General features: G+C 62.9%; 13 protein-coding genes. 4 read left to right on the plus strand and 9 right to left on the minus strand.

Annotated elements, in window-relative coordinates; genetic code table 11:
- Positions 1–44: 44 nt before the first annotated feature.
- The 3 genes from NKJ94_RS31250 to NKJ94_RS31260 are packed head-to-tail and all read left to right on the plus strand — an operon-like array spanning position 45 to position 2,887.
- Positions 45–968, plus strand: a complete 924-nt coding sequence (locus NKJ94_RS31250; RefSeq protein WP_352530858.1) for a carbohydrate ABC transporter permease — start codon at positions 45–47, stop codon at positions 966–968.
- Positions 968–1,816, plus strand: a complete 849-nt coding sequence (locus NKJ94_RS31255) for a carbohydrate ABC transporter permease (protein WP_352530860.1) — start codon at positions 968–970, stop codon at positions 1,814–1,816. The genes NKJ94_RS31250 and NKJ94_RS31255 overlap by 1 nt, the downstream gene beginning before the upstream one ends.
- Before the next feature lie 3 nt (positions 1,817–1,819).
- Entirely contained in the window at positions 1,820–2,887 is a 1,068-nt protein-coding gene (locus NKJ94_RS31260; RefSeq protein WP_352530862.1) for an ABC transporter ATP-binding protein, read from the plus strand.
- Between the two features lie 68 nt (positions 2,888–2,955).
- Here NKJ94_RS31260 and rpmG read toward each other — a convergent pair whose 3' ends face one another.
- From rpmG to NKJ94_RS31305, 9 genes are all read right to left on the minus strand, one after another.
- Entirely contained in the window at positions 2,956–3,123 is a 168-nt protein-coding gene (gene rpmG, locus NKJ94_RS31265) for a 50S ribosomal protein L33 (protein WP_006201775.1), read from the minus strand.
- Positions 3,124–3,455: 332 nt separating this feature from the next.
- Positions 3,456–3,824, minus strand: a complete 369-nt coding sequence (locus NKJ94_RS31270; RefSeq protein ID WP_352530864.1) for a YybH family protein — start codon at positions 3,822–3,824, stop codon at positions 3,456–3,458.
- Positions 3,825–3,875: 51 nt separating this feature from the next.
- Positions 3,876–4,337, minus strand: coding sequence for a YqfO family protein (locus tag NKJ94_RS31275; protein WP_352530866.1), 462 nt, complete (start codon positions 4,335–4,337; stop codon positions 3,876–3,878).
- A gap of 109 nt (positions 4,338–4,446) precedes the next feature.
- Entirely contained in the window at positions 4,447–5,622 is a 1,176-nt protein-coding gene (locus NKJ94_RS31280; protein WP_352530868.1) for an MFS transporter, read from the minus strand.
- A gap of 16 nt (positions 5,623–5,638) precedes the next feature.
- The gene (locus NKJ94_RS31285; protein ID WP_352530870.1) at positions 5,639–6,379 is read right to left on the minus strand and encodes an NUDIX hydrolase; all 741 of its coding nucleotides are present in this window, start codon (positions 6,377–6,379) and stop codon (positions 5,639–5,641) included.
- Between the two features lie 73 nt (positions 6,380–6,452).
- The gene (locus NKJ94_RS31290) at positions 6,453–6,905 is read right to left on the minus strand and encodes a DUF983 domain-containing protein (RefSeq protein WP_352530872.1); all 453 of its coding nucleotides are present in this window, start codon (positions 6,903–6,905) and stop codon (positions 6,453–6,455) included.
- Positions 6,905–9,211 (minus strand): ribonuclease R, encoded by a 2,307-nt coding sequence (gene rnr, locus NKJ94_RS31295; RefSeq protein WP_502904232.1) that lies wholly within the window; start codon positions 9,209–9,211, stop codon positions 6,905–6,907. The genes NKJ94_RS31290 and rnr overlap by 1 nt, the downstream gene beginning before the upstream one ends.
- Before the next feature lie 6 nt (positions 9,212–9,217).
- A complete protein-coding gene (gene topA / locus NKJ94_RS31300) occupies positions 9,218–11,833 on the minus strand; it encodes a type I DNA topoisomerase (protein WP_352530874.1) in 2,616 nt (871 codons plus the stop codon).
- A 456-nt stretch (positions 11,834–12,289) separates the two neighbouring features.
- Positions 12,290–12,667, minus strand: coding sequence for a COG4315 family predicted lipoprotein (locus NKJ94_RS31305; protein WP_352530876.1), 378 nt, complete (start codon positions 12,665–12,667; stop codon positions 12,290–12,292).
- A 194-nt stretch (positions 12,668–12,861) separates the two neighbouring features.
- Between NKJ94_RS31305 and NKJ94_RS31310 the strand changes: the two genes are divergently transcribed.
- Positions 12,862–13,608, plus strand: a complete 747-nt coding sequence (locus tag NKJ94_RS31310; RefSeq protein WP_352530878.1) for a cytochrome c biogenesis CcdA family protein — start codon at positions 12,862–12,864, stop codon at positions 13,606–13,608.
- Positions 13,609–13,679: the final 71 nt, after the last annotated feature.

Below are 13,679 nucleotides of genomic sequence, written 5' to 3' on the forward strand. Positions count from 1 at the left end.
TGTCATCGACGTTGGCTCCCTTCCAACAGATCAGAGCTGTCCGTATGACCTATGCCGTGTCCGAAATACGACCTGCCGGCAAGCCACGACGCAAGCGGCTGTCTCACGCCGCAATCGAACCCTGGCTCTATCTCAGCCCGGCGATCGTGCTGCTGGTCGTCGTGCTCCTGGTGCCGCTGGTCATCGGTATCGGCTACTCGTTCCGCAAGTTCTCGGCTTTCAAATCCGAATATGTCGGGCTTGGGCAGTATCAGGCGATGCTGTCGGATCCTGTGCTCGGGCAGGCGCTCGTCAACACGCTGTGGTGGACGGCAACCAGCCTGTTCTTCCAATTCTTCCTTGGCCTTGGCCTGGCGCTGCTGCTCGACACGCCGTTCAGGGGCAGAAAGATCGTGCAGGCGGTGGTGTTCCTGCCTTGGGCGGTACCGTCCTTCCTCTCGGGCCTAACCTGGGCCTGGCTGTTCAATCCGATCATCGGACCGCTGCCACATTGGCTCTACGGCTTGGGGCTGAAAGCCGAGCCGACCAATGTGCTCTCCGACCCCTCGACCGCCATGTGGGGACCGATCGTCGCAAATGTCTGGTTCGGCATTCCCTTTTTTGCCATCACGCTTTTGGCGGCGCTGAAGTCGATCCCGTCGGAACTGCATGAGGCGGCGGCGATCGACGGCGCCTCGCCGTGGCAGCGCTTCACCAAGGTGACGCTGCCGTTCCTGGCGCCGACCATCATCATTACCGTCATGCTGCGCACGATATGGATCGCCACCTTCGCCGACCTGATCTTCGTCATGACCGAAGGCGGGCCTGCCGGTTCGACCGCCACCGTGCCGGTCTATATCTACGTCAGCGCGTTCAAGTCGCTGGACAAGGGCTATGCCTCCGCGGTGGCGGTGCTGCTGCTTGTGCTGCTCATCGTCTACGCGGTTGCGCTGATCGGCATCCGCCGCTCACTGGTGAGGCACGTCTGATGATTGCCGGACGCTCCGTCTCCTCGCGCATTCTCGGCGGCATCGGCCTTTACGGCGCCATCGGCGCCTATATGGGCTTCGCGCTGTTCCCGATCTTTTGGACGCTGAAGATCTCGGTTACGCCCGAACGGCTGCTCTATTCCGAAGGCATCACTTTCTGGCCGTCGCAAACGACGCTGCAGAACTTCGTCACCGTGCTCGAAGCCACCGATTTCCCGCGCTACTTCCTGAACAGCGTTATCGTTTCGGTGTCAACGGCAGCCTTCGTAACGGTCATTGCCACGCTTGCCGGCTACGCCATGTCGCGATTTTCCTTCCGCGGCAAGGCGACCCTGGCCATCCTGCTTTTGCTCACCCAGACCTTCCCGCTGGTGATGGTCATTCCACCAATCTACCGCATCATGGGGCAGATTGGTCTCATCAACAGCTTGACCGGCCTCGTCATCATCTACACCGCCTTCAATACGGCGTTTGCGACCTTCCTGATGCAGTCCTTCTTCGACGGCATTCCCAGGGATCTGGAAGAGGCAGCCATGATCGACGGCTGCACGCGCCTGCAAGCGATGCGCAAGGTGATCGTGCCGCTGACGCTGCCCGGCATGGGTGCGACGCTCGGCTTCGTCTTTACCGCCGCGTGGAGCGAGTTGCTGTTTGCGCTGATGCTGATTTCCAGCGACGACCAGAAGACCTTCGCAGTCGGCCTGCTCACCTATATCGGCAAATTCGCGGTCGACTGGGGACAGATGATGGCGGCTTCCATCCTGGCGCTGATCCCGGTCTGCATCTTCTTTGCTTTCCTGCAACGCTACCTCGTCACCGGCCTTACCGCCGGTGCCGTCAAGGGATAGATCATGGCATCCGTCACACTCGAAAAAGTCCGCAAAGACTATGGAGCCGTGCGCGTCCTGCACTCGGTCGATCTCGAAATCGCCGACGGCGAGTTCGTCGTCCTGGTCGGCCCGTCGGGCTGTGGGAAATCGACCCTGTTGCGCATGATCGCCGGGCTGGAGGAGGTCTCCGATGGCGAAATCCATATTGGCGAGCGCCTGGTCAACGACATCGCGCCAAAAGACCGCGACATTGCCATGGTGTTCCAGTCCTACGCGCTCTATCCGCATATGGACGTGTCGAAGAACATGGGCTTCAGCCTGATGCTGAGAAAGGCCGGCAAGCCGGCCATCGACGCAAGGGTGGACGGAGCCGCCAAGCGACTCGGGCTCGATGCGCTTCTGCAACGCTTGCCGCGGCAATTGTCCGGCGGCCAGCGTCAGCGCGTCGCCATGGGCCGTGCCATCGTGCGCGACCCGAAAGTGTTTCTCTTCGACGAGCCGCTTTCGAACCTCGATGCCAAGCTGCGCGTCCACATGCGTGCCGAGATCAAGGCGCTGCACCAGCAATTGAAGACCACTTCGGTCTATGTCACCCACGACCAGATCGAAGCAATGACCATGGCGGATCGCATCGTCGTCATGCATGACGGCTTCGTCCAGCAGGTCGGCGCGCCGCTCGATCTGTACGATCGGCCGATCAACATGTTCGTCGCCGGTTTCATCGGCTCGCCCGGCATGAATTTTCTGCCGGCGTCGGTTAAAAAGGGCGACAAGTCGGATGCCGTCCTGGCCGACGGCCAGAAGCTGAGGCTGCCCGACGGTCTGCCGCTCAGGGATGGCGACGCGGTCACCGTCGGCTTGCGGCCCGAGCATATCCGGCTTGCCGACAATGGCGCACTGAAAGGCGAGGTGGGCGTGGTGGAGCCGCTCGGCCTATCGACGCAGTTCTATACCAAGCTTGCCGGCCAGCAGGTCTGCGTCTTCGCCATGGGACGGGCGAGCGTGAAGCCGGGTGAGGCCGTGCGCCTGTCGGCCGACCCGGCGTCGCTGCATCTGTTCGATCCAGCAAGCGGCGATCGCATCGGCTAGTCCTAAATTCCCGAAACGAAAAACGCCGCCCGGAAGGCGGCGTTTCGGTACTGCAAGAGAAAACCAGATTACTTGATCTTGGTTTCCTTGAACTCGACGTGCTTCTTGGCGACCGGATCGTATTTGCGGAACGACAGTTTGTCCGTCTTGGTGCGGCTGTTCTTGCTGGTCACGTAGAAGAAACCGGTGTCGGCGGTCGACAGAAGCTTGATCTTGATGTTTGCGGCTTTGGCCATGATGTTCGTCCGTTAAATGTTCGTGGAGTTTTGGCCGCTGGAGCACGGGGAAACACCCGGACGCGGGAAACTTGGCGCGACACATAAAGAACGCGCCCGGAAAGTCAACCCTTTGTCCAGGTTCTGTGTCGTAAGCAGATGAGTTGTCCGGATTAGGTAGCAGACGAGTTGTCCGGTTTTATTGCCAGCCGATGGAGGCTGGGGATGAAACGGACAATTGATGTGCTATCAAAGCCGGACAACCTGATTAGCTACCGACAGCCCCGGGAAGCTCCTGGATGACTTCGGCCCTCGTAGGCAGGTGCCGGGTGGGGTCTCAGTTTGAATGCTGCCTATAAGTATCGAGCGATGGACGGCTGATCGATCACCCAAAGCCAGTTCCCGTCAGCTTGCCGGCGAGCGATTTCCGCGGTCACCGTGCCATCGAGAAGGCGCGTGCAAGTGAGCGCCAAATCTCCGTTGACGATAGCCGGACGCTGATCTCCGAGATCAAACTTTCGCCCCGCTGTCACCAACCTAGCGTAAAATCGGCGGATGGCGTCTCTGCCGCAGGCCAACTGTCCGTTGCCGATATCGAGGGTGGCACCGGGTTCGTAAAGAGCAGCCATTCCTTCCGCGTCTCCCGCTTGCTCGCGAGAAACCAATAGCCGCGCCAGTTCCTGGGGATCGCTTGCCGGTTTGCGGTTTGCTTCATCATTCATAGGCAGGCTTCCTGACAGCCAAATTCTAACCGAGATACGACCAGGTTCCGGTCACTCCGCCGCGACGGTTTCCGGTTGCAGCGCCTTCTTCCAATCTCCAGTCGTGTTCCACCAGCGGTTCGGGTTGGCGCGGTCGTCGAGACCCTTGGAGCGGCTGGCAAGCAGCGGCTGAATGCGGATCACCGGCTCCTGATAACTGTGAACCTGGTAAATCGCTTCGACGACGCGAGCGGCGAGCTTCTGGTCGTCGGGCAGTTCGAACGACACCTCGACAGTGCCCGGCCGCCTGCGCAATTCCGTCTCGGCGCCGGCGGCGGCACCTTCAAGCGGCCGGTAGCGTTCGATGCCGTCCGCTGACTGAAAGGCATTGCTGTCATATTTGCCCATTCTGAGCGGCGCGATCGCGACCACCGCCTCCATGATGCGGTCGACATCGGCGGCCGGTGCCTGAAAGGTCACCAGCAGCAGCAATTCCATCCGCAGCGATTTCGTCTCAAAGCCACTGTCGATCATCCGAGGTCTCCCTGCTTATGCACTTTGAGGGAGCATATACGCGAGCGCTCCTGACATGGTGGTGTCAGTAGTTAGTCAGCAGTGGGAGCGATGTCGGCGGCGGGCCCACTCAGAGGATTTTGCGGAGCAGCCTGGTGCCGACCAGCACGATATAGCAGGCGAAGAACAGGCCGAGTGCCCAACCGAAGCCCGACGGCCCGAAAGCGTCCATGCCGATGCCGATTGCCTGCGGGCCAAGCACCATGCCGACGCCGTAGCAGAGCACGAAGGCGGCGTTGGCGGAGGCCAGTTCGTGGCCGGAAAGCTGGGAACCGAGATGCGCCAGACCGATCGTGTACATGGCGGCGACCACGCCGCCCCAGACGAACAGAAGCGCGGCCATCAAATGCCAATTCTGCGCGAAGAACGGCATAAAGACGGTGCCGACAAGCCCGACGCTGGCACAGGCCATCAGCAGATAGCGGCGGTCGCTGACGCGGTCGCTGATCATGCCGATCGGGATCTGCAACAGTACGTTGCCGAGCCCGATCATGGTGAGCAAAAGAGCTGCGTCGGCCTCGGAGTAGCCGATGCGGTTGCCGTAGACCGGGAACAGCGCAAAGCCGCCGGTCTCGACCGCACCGAAGACCAGCACGGCCGCGGTCGCCGTCGGCACCAGCCAGATATAACGCAGGAAATTGCTGGTTTCGCCGTCGGCGACGATCGTCGGGCTCTCGTTGCGTGCTGCCAGAACCGGTATGGCGGCGAGCGTCACCAAAGCGATGGTGACGCCGAAGGGCAGGAAGCCGCTGCTGCCGAGATGAGCGAACAGCCATGGCCCGGCGGCAAAGCCGAGAGACAGCACGGTGGCATAGATACCGAGGACCAGTCCGCGTCGGTGTGGCGGCGCCGAGGTGCTGATCCAGAATTCTGAGAGGATGAACAGCACCGTCAGCGCGACGTGCAGCAGGACGCGCAGCGGAAACCACATCCAGAAAGCTGGCGCGAAATGGAAACCGACAAAGGCCAGCGCCCCGGCGACGATCATGGCAAGCATCGTCCAGGCGACCCCGAACCGCATGGCAAGCGGGGTGGCGAGCGGCGCGCCGGCGATCGAGGCGAGGCCGGCGACCGCGGTATTGAGACCGATCATCGACGCCGAATGACCACGCGTTTCCAGGATGACGCTGAGCAGCGGCATGCCGAGGCCGATGGCGATGCCGACGACGCTGATCGAAGAGATCGCCGCGACCATCGGCAGCCAGTGTACGCGTTCCTCGCTCTGCGGCTGGGTATCGACTGTCATGGAATGCCTGGCTGCTCTAGAGAATTTCGCGGACGAAGCGATTGCGGACAAGCCGATAGAACGGCACGGGACCGCCGGGCCTCAGCAGCGGATCCTGGGCGAGCCGCGTTTCCAGCTCCTCCAGGACCGTGCGCGTGATGTCTGGAACGTCGGCTTGACTGGCCTTGGCCAGCGGCAGCCAAACGACGTCTTCCAACTCGTTGGTCGGACCGCCACCCGGCAGTTCCACGGCGACGTCGTCGCGCCATGCGGCGAGAAAGCGCGTATCGAAGCGGCGCACCCGGTTGGGCGGCGTGATGGCGCGTGCGACGAAGCGCAGCGCTTGCAGTGATGGAATAACACTGTGTTCGACAAAGCCCTGCCAGTCGCGCTTGGCGGTCGCGAAGGTGCCTTTTTGGCCAATCAGCAGCCCGGCCTCCTCATAGGTTTCGCGGATCGCCGACAAAGCAATGGCACGGGCGCGGGCAGCGCTGGTGCGGCCGATGCCCGCGGTCAATCTCGCTTCTTCGTCAGGGTGCAATGCAGTGGCTACGGGGATACGGCTGTCGGCCGGATCGGTGCGGCCACCGGGAAACACGAATTTTCCAGGCATGAAGGCGTGGCGGGCATGGCGACGGCCCATCAGCACCAGCAACTCACCGTCCTTGCGGTCGAGCAGGATCAGCGTCGCGGCGTCACGGGGGCGTATTGGCTGGCTGTCGAGCGCGATTGCGCTTCGCTCAACCTTGTCGACTTCCGCCTTGGTCATGCCGTCCATGCGCTCGACCTAGCGGAATCTTCTCTCATGCGAAAGTGGGCTTCATCCATAGCCGATTGCGCCAGTGATGGCTTCAAGCCTCGGGATGCGACTCGATCAGGTCTTCTTCGCCACCAAAGCCGTGCATATAAAATGCCCATTGCAGGCCGATGACAGCGCCCTTGACCGGCTGCAGCAGGACGACGGCTAGAATGATGGTCAATGGCACCCAGATTGCGATGTGCTGCCAGGTGGAGAGGGTCGAGGTCGCCTCGACACCCATGAAAGCGCCGAGCACGATGTGGCCGACGATGACCACCACAAGATAGGCCGGCAGATCGTCGGCGCGATGGTGATGGAGCTCGTCGCCGCAATGATCGCATTTGTCGACGGTCTTGACGAAGGCGCGAAACAGCTTTCCCTCGCCGCAATGCGGGCAGCGGCCAAGCATGCCGCGCTTCATTGCCGTCCATAGCGGCCGGGCGGTCCGGCCGGAGTGATGCTCGCCGCCGAAAACCAGTTCTTCCACCTGCAGTTCTTTTGGCATCACCGTCTCCTGCCGCGCGAGCCGGTACGCGATTGCGACGCCCGGGCGCGGCCTTTGGCCTTGTGGAACGACCGTTTGGAGCCGGGCAGCGGCTTTGGTTCGGTCAGCATCTCGAAACGCATCGCGCCGGCCATCGGCGCCACCTCGATCAGGCGAACCTCGACGCGGTCGGCAAGCTGATAGCCCTTCCCGGTGCGTTCTCCGAAAAGCGATCGGGCAGTTTCGTCGTATATATAGTAGTCGCCGCCCAGCGTTGAAACCGGAATGAAGCCATCCGCGCCGTACTGCGGCAATTGGACAAACAGTCCCGATTTGGTGACGCCCGAGATGCGGGCGTCGAAACGGTCGTCGATGCGCTCGGCGAGATAGGCGGCGATCAGCCGGTCGACCGTGTCTCTCTCGGCGGCCATCGCGCGGCGCTCGGTCGCCGAGATCAGTGCTGAGACCTCTTCCAGCCGTTCCGCCTCGTCCTGCGTCAGGCCGCCCGGACCAAGGCCGAGTGCGGCAATCAGCCCACGATGCACGATCAGGTCGGCATACCGGCGGATCGGCGAGGTGAAATGCGCGTAGCGCTTCAGGTTGAGGCCGAAATGGCCGATATTGGCGGGCGAATATTCGGCCTGGCTCTGCGAGCGCAGCACCACTTCATTGACCAGTCCCTCATTGTCGGTGCGTCGCACGCGAGCGAGGATGCCGTTGAACTGGTTCGGCCGCATCTGCGCACCGCGCGCCAGCGACAGGCCTAGGGTCTGCAGGAATTCACGCAGCGATTCCTGCTTGGCGAGCGAGGGCGAATCGTGGATGCGGTAGACCAGCGCCTGCCGCTTCGCCTCCAGTGTCTCGGCGGCGGCGACATTGGCCTGGATCATGAACTCTTCGATCAGCTTGTGCGCGTCGAGCCGCTCCGGCACGACGACCTTGTCGACGGTGCCGTCCTGCTTGAGCAGGATCTTGCGCTCGGGTAGATCAAGCTCGAGCGGCTGGCGCGTGTCGCGGCCGCGCTTCAGGATCGCGTAAGCGTCCCATAGCGGCTTCAGCACCGCATCGAGGATCGGGCCAGTCGTGTCGTCCGGTGCGCCGTCGATCGCCGCTTGCGCCTGCTGATAGGCGAGTTTCGCCGCCGACTTCATCATGACGCGATGGAAGGAGTGCCTGAGTTTGTGGCCATCGGCCGAGAAAGTCATGCGCACCGCTATCGCGGGACGATCCTGGCCCTCGCGCAGCGAACAGAGGTCGTTCGAGATACGCTCCGGCAGCATCGGCACGACACGATCGGGGAAATAGACTGAATTGCCGCGCTTCAGCGCTTCGCGGTCGAGCGCCGTGCCATAGCGCACATAGGCGGCGACATCGGCAATGGCGACGGTGACGATCACGCCGCCGGCGTTCTTCTCGTCGGTATCAGGCGTGGCCAACACCGCGTCGTCATGATCCTTGGCATCGACCGGATCGATGGTGACCAGCGGCAGCTCGCGCCAATCGTCGCGGCCGGCAAGCGTCGCCGGCTTGACCGCCTCCGCCTCGGCGATGACGTCGGCTGGCAAAATATGCGGGATGTCGTGCGCGTGGATGGCGATCATCGAGACCGCCTTTTCGCTGGTCAGCGAACCCAGCACCGCCAGAACCTTGGCTCTCGGCAGCCCGTACCGGGAGGCCCGCGCCGGCTCGACCTCGACCAGGTCGCCGTTCTTGGCACCGTTCTGGAACTCCTTGTCGACGACCAGTTCAGGCTGGCGCCGCTCCACCGGCTCGATGCGGAACGTGCCGTCCTTCAGCACGCGGAAAACGCCGAGAACCGCATCGGTGCGCTTCTCGAAGATCTTCATCACCCGGCCGGTATAGGCCGGGCCTGCCGGATCGTCGGTTGGAAAGGTCTTGGCCAGCACGCGATCGCCGATGCCAGGCGTCGGGCCATTGCCGCCGCGCGACACGCGGATCGCTATGACCGGAGGTTCGCCATTGCCCACGGCTTCGGTCGGGTGCGCCAGCAGCGCACCGTCGGCGTCGCGGCCAAAGATGTCGAGCACCGCGACGTGGGGCAGGGCGCCGACACGGGCGAGCCGCTTGCGCTCCTTGGTCAGCAGGCCTTCGTCCTGCAGGTCGCGCAACATGTCCTTCAGCCAGACACGGTCTTCGCCGCGCAGCGCAAACGCCTTGGCGATGTCGCGTTTTCCGGCGCGGTCAGGATTTTCGGCAATGTAACGCAGGATCTCGTCGCGCGAAGGCCGGTAATTGTCCCTCACCTTGGCGCGGGTATCGGCGGTGCGCAGATCGCCGTGGCTTCTTCCGGAGACTTTGCGCGCCAACCCGTCCTATCCCTTTTTCCTGGCCGCCGGTTTTTTTGCCGCTGCCGGTTTTTTGGCAGGCGCGGCCGCTTTGCGGAAGGGCTTTCTGGCGCCATTGCCGCCCTTGGCTTCCTTTTCTGCGATCAGCGCCACCGCATCCTCGATCGTCACCGATTGCGGATCCCTGCCTTTCGGCAGCGTCGCATTGACCTTGCCGAAATTCACATAAGGCCCGTATTTGCCGTCGCGCACGACGATCTTGCCGCCGCCGGCAGGATGCTCGCCAAGCTCTTTCAATGCAGCGGGCGTGGCGCCATTGCGGCCGCCTTTGCCTTTTAATTGCTTCTCGGCGATCACCGAGACGGCGCGATTGAGGCCGATCGAGAACACGTCCTCGATGCTGTCGAGATTGGCATAGGTGCCGTCATGCAGCACGAACGGCCCGTAGCGTCCCAGACCGGCCGAAATCATCTTGCCGGATTCCGGATGCTGTCCGACATCGCGCGGCAGCGACAGCAGGGCGAGCGCCTTTTCGTGATCAATCGAATCGACCGTCCAGCCCTTCGGCAGGCTGGAGCGCTTGGCTTCCTTGCCGTCGCCGCGCTGGATATAGGGGCCGAACCGGCCATTGCGCAGCGTGATCTCCTCGGCGGTATAGGGGTCCTTGCCGAGCACCTTGGTGCCGTCTTCGCCGCTGCCGTTCTCGCCATTGGGATTGGCGGCGTCGCCGAGCTGGCGGGTGAACGAGCATTCTGGATAGTTCGAACAGCCGACGAAGGCGCCGAACTTGCCGAGCTTGAGCGACAGGTTGCCGGTGCCGCATTTCGGGCATATGCGGGGGTTGGAGCCGTCTTCCCGCGCGGGAAACACAAGCGGCGCCAGCTCCTCGTTGAGGGCGTCGAGAACGTCGGTGACGCGCAGCTCCTTGATGTCGGCGACGGCGCCGGAAAAATCCTTCCAGAAGTCGCGCAGCACGTCCTTCCAGGCGAGCTTGCCGTCAGAGATTTCGTCGAGTTTCTCCTCGAGCGAAGCGGTGAAGTCGTACTCGACATAACGCTCGAAGAAGCTTTCGAGGAAGGCCGACAATAGCCGGCCCTTGGCCTGCGGCACCAGCTTGCGCTTGTCGATGGTGACGTAATCGCGATCCTCGAGCGTCTTCAGGATGGCCGTATAGGTCGACGGCCGGCCGATGCCCAACTCTTCCAGCTTCTTGATCAGCGAGGCTTCCGAATAGCGCGGCGGCGGCTCGGTGGTGTGCTGGGTGGCGTTGATCGCCTCGCGGGTGAGCTGCTCGCCGGCACGGATCTCGGGCAGGCGGCGGCTTTCTTCATCTTCCGAATCTTCTTCCTTCTGCTCGATGTAAGCGGCAAGGAAGCCGTCGAAGCGAACGACCGAGCCGACAGCACGAAGCTCGGCGGTACGCGAACCGTTGATCGCCTCGATCTCAACCGTGGTGCGCTCGATCTCGGCCGGCTGCATCTGGCTGGCGATGGCGCGTTTCCAGATCATCTCGTAAAGCCGCGCCTGGTCGGCATCGAGATACTGCCTGACGGAAGCCGGCGTGCGCATGAACTCGGTCGGGCGGATCGCCTCGTGCGCTTCCTGGGCATTCTTGGCTTTGGCGGAATAGACGCGCGGCTTTTCAGGCAGGTATTTCGGGCCGAATTCCTTGGCGATCGCATCGCGTGCGGCAGAGATCGCCTCCGGCGCCATCTGTACGCCGTCGGTTCGCATATAGGTGATCAGGCCGGTGGTCTCGCCGCCGATCTCCATGCCCTCATAGAGCCGCTGCGCGACCTGCATGGTGCGGTTGGCCGAAAAACCAAGACCCGATGAGGCGGCCTGCTGCAGCGTCGAGGTGGTGAAGGGCGGGCCGGGATTGCGCTTGGTCGGCTTGGCTTCGACCGACAGCGCCTTGAAGCTGGCGCCTTCGAGCATCGCCTTGATGTCGTCGGCCTGCGCCTTGTTGGAAATATCGAGCTTTTGCAGCTTCTTGCGCTCGAAGGCGGTCAGCCGCGCCTCGAAATTTTCCTTGCGCGGCGTGCCGAGGATGGCGGCGACCTGCCAGTATTCCTCGCGGATGAAGCGCTCGATCTCGGATTCGCGGTCGCAGACCAGACGCAGCGCCACCGACTGGACGCGGCCGGCTGAGCGGGCGCCGGGCAGCTTGCGCCACAGCACCGGCGACAGCGTGAAGCCGACCAGATAGTCGAGTGCGCGGCGGGCGAGATAGGCGTCGACCAGCGGTCCATCGATCTGGCGCGGATTGGCCATCGCTTCCAGCACCGACGCCTTGGTGATAGCGTTGAAGACGACGCGGCTGACCGGCTTGTCCTTCAGCGCGCGCTTCTGCTTCAGCACCTCCAGGACATGCCAGGAAATAGCTTCGCCCTCGCGGTCCGGATCGGTGGCGAGGATCAGCCCGTCGGCGTCCTTGACCGCCTTGGCGATGTCGGCGAGACGCTTTCCGGACGCGGTGTCGACGGCCCAGGACATGGCAAAGTCCTCATCCGGGCGTACCGAGCCATCCTTGGCCGGCAGATCGCGGACATGGCCAAACGAGGCCAGAACCTTATAGTTCTTGCCGAGGTACTTGTTGATTGTCTTCGCCTTAGCCGGCGATTCGACGACGACGACGTCCATACGGTCTCATATCAGTTGTGATGCGGCAGAAGAATTCCGCTGCGCGCGACGAAATCTCGTTCAATGTGTCGCTCACATGGCCGCGCTTTTGCATCCGGTCAAGGCCAAGCAGCCAAAATGCGGCCCTGCACCGAATGCGCAACCCAGCGGCGCCATGCGATTTTCCGCAATCCTGGACAAGGGAAATGGGCCGCCTATCGCTGGACAAGCCCGGCAATTGATCCTGGAGAACGGGACAAACTCTCCCGCGGATATAAGAGAAACATCGATCACGCGCCAGCCCTGCTTGAACAGACGCTGTGAAACGCCCAATCGGATGGGTGCCCATAGGCCCGGCATTTGCCCGGAAATCATAGGAATTGCCATGCCGAAGAGCTGGCCGCCGGGGGTGGTTGGGTGGACTTCCCGGCGACCAGCCGCATTTCCGCCTGTTTGGGCGGATCAGAGGCTCAAGGCTCAGTCGGCCTTGGCGATATGCCAGACGCCGGCGACGCCCTCGCCGGTCACGTCGCCGGCCTTCTTGTCCTTGATGAACGTGTAGAGCGGCTTGCCTTCATAGGCCCACATCTTGGTGCCGTCGGTGCGGTCGACGATTGTCCATTCGCCTTCGGCCTTGGCGCCGGCCTCAGCCTTCAGCGGCGGCCAATTGGCGGCGCATTTGTCGTAGCAGTTCGACTTGCCTGTCTTGTCCTTGTCGTAGGTGTAGAGCGTCATGCCGTTGGCGTCAGTGTAGATCTTGGTGCCGCCGACTTCCGCTTCCTTCCACGCCTCGGCGGCGAAGGACGCGGCGGTGCCGAGCAAGAGCGCAGCCATGCAGATTGCGATCGTTTTCATGGACATCTCCCTGGAAGATTTTCAACGAAGCGCGCGGAATAACGCGGCTTCGTTTGATCAACGCTGCCTGACTGCCCTTTCTTCCCGGGCCGTTTCCCGTCGATCCCGGCGGGGGCGACGACTTGCCACGCGATGGTGATTGGCGGACGACCGTAGTCGCGGCTATATGGCTGCGCAGTCACCGGGAGACGGAAATGGCATTGGACGTCGGCTATGTCAGCGCGATCGGGGCGGGAGCGATCTCGTTCCTGTCACCCTGCGTGCTGCCGCTAGTGCCGCCTTATCTGTGCTATATGGCCGGCGTGTCGGTCGACGATTTCCGCGGCGAGGCCGGCATTGCGGCAAAGGCCGGTGCGCGAGGCGCGCTGGTTAATTCCTCCATCGCCTTCGTGCTCGGCTTCTCGACGGTCTTCGTCGCGCTCGGCGCCGGCGCCTCGACGATCGGCCATCTGCTGCGCGTCTGGCAGGAGCCGCTGGCAATGGCGGCCGGCGTGCTGATCATCCTGATGGGGCTGAATTTCCTCGGCATATTGCGCATCCCTTTGCTTTCACGCGAGGCGCGGTTCCAGTCGCAAGGCAAGCCGGCCAGCCTGATCGCCGCCTATGTCATGGGCTTGGCGTTCGCCTTTGGCTGGACGCCCTGCATCGGCCCGGTGCTGGGGCCGATCCTGACGCTTGCCGGCGGCCGTGAAACGGTGGGCGAGGGCGCGCTGCTGCTTGCTGCCTATTCACTCGGCCTCGGCATCCCGTTCCTCGTCGCGGCGCTGTTTTCCGGCGCTTTCATGCGCTTTCTCGGAAAATTCCGCGTCCATCTTGGTCGCGTCGAAAAGGCCATCGGCGCGCTGCTGGTGGTCGCCGGCGTGTTTTTCCTGACCGGCGGCGTGCAGGCGGTGTCCTACTGGCTGCTCGAGAATTTTCCGGTGCTGGGGCAATTGGGATAGGTTTGCCGCCCGGCCGAGGCCCGAGGTCGTGGGGGGGGGGGGCGCCCCCCCCCCCCCGCGGGGGGGTTAGG

This window comes from Mesorhizobium sp. M0060 (assembly GCF_040323155.1).
Taxonomy (GTDB): Bacteria; Pseudomonadota; Alphaproteobacteria; order Rhizobiales; family Rhizobiaceae; genus Mesorhizobium.

Excerpts from the sequence above, each read along its gene's own strand:
- NKJ94_RS31285 (WP_352530870.1), bottom strand. The coding sequence starts at position 6,379 with ATGGACGGCATGACCAAGGCGGAAGTCGACAAGGTTGAGCGAAGCGCA.
- NKJ94_RS31275 (WP_352530866.1), bottom strand. The coding sequence starts at position 4,337 with ATGATCGACAGTGGCTTTGAGACGAAATCGCTGCGGATGGAATTGCTG.
- NKJ94_RS31290 (WP_352530872.1), bottom strand. The coding sequence starts at position 6,905 with ATGCCAAAAGAACTGCAGGTGGAAGAACTGGTTTTCGGCGGCGAGCAT.
- NKJ94_RS31250 (WP_352530858.1), top strand. The coding sequence starts at position 45 with ATGACCTATGCCGTGTCCGAAATACGACCTGCCGGCAAGCCACGACGC.
- NKJ94_RS31280 (WP_352530868.1), bottom strand. The coding sequence starts at position 5,622 with ATGACAGTCGATACCCAGCCGCAGAGCGAGGAACGCGTACACTGGCTG.
- NKJ94_RS31260 (WP_352530862.1), top strand. The coding sequence starts at position 1,820 with ATGGCATCCGTCACACTCGAAAAAGTCCGCAAAGACTATGGAGCCGTG.
- NKJ94_RS31270 (WP_352530864.1), bottom strand. The coding sequence starts at position 3,824 with ATGAATGATGAAGCAAACCGCAAACCGGCAAGCGATCCCCAGGAACTG.
- NKJ94_RS31255 (WP_352530860.1), top strand. The coding sequence starts at position 968 with ATGATTGCCGGACGCTCCGTCTCCTCGCGCATTCTCGGCGGCATCGGC.
- rpmG (WP_006201775.1), bottom strand. The coding sequence starts at position 3,123 with ATGGCCAAAGCCGCAAACATCAAGATCAAGCTTCTGTCGACCGCCGAC.
- topA (WP_352530874.1), bottom strand. The coding sequence starts at position 11,833 with ATGGACGTCGTCGTCGTCGAATCGCCGGCTAAGGCGAAGACAATCAAC.
- NKJ94_RS31305 (WP_352530876.1), bottom strand. The coding sequence starts at position 12,667 with ATGAAAACGATCGCAATCTGCATGGCTGCGCTCTTGCTCGGCACCGCC.
- NKJ94_RS31310 (WP_352530878.1), top strand. The coding sequence starts at position 12,862 with ATGGCATTGGACGTCGGCTATGTCAGCGCGATCGGGGCGGGAGCGATC.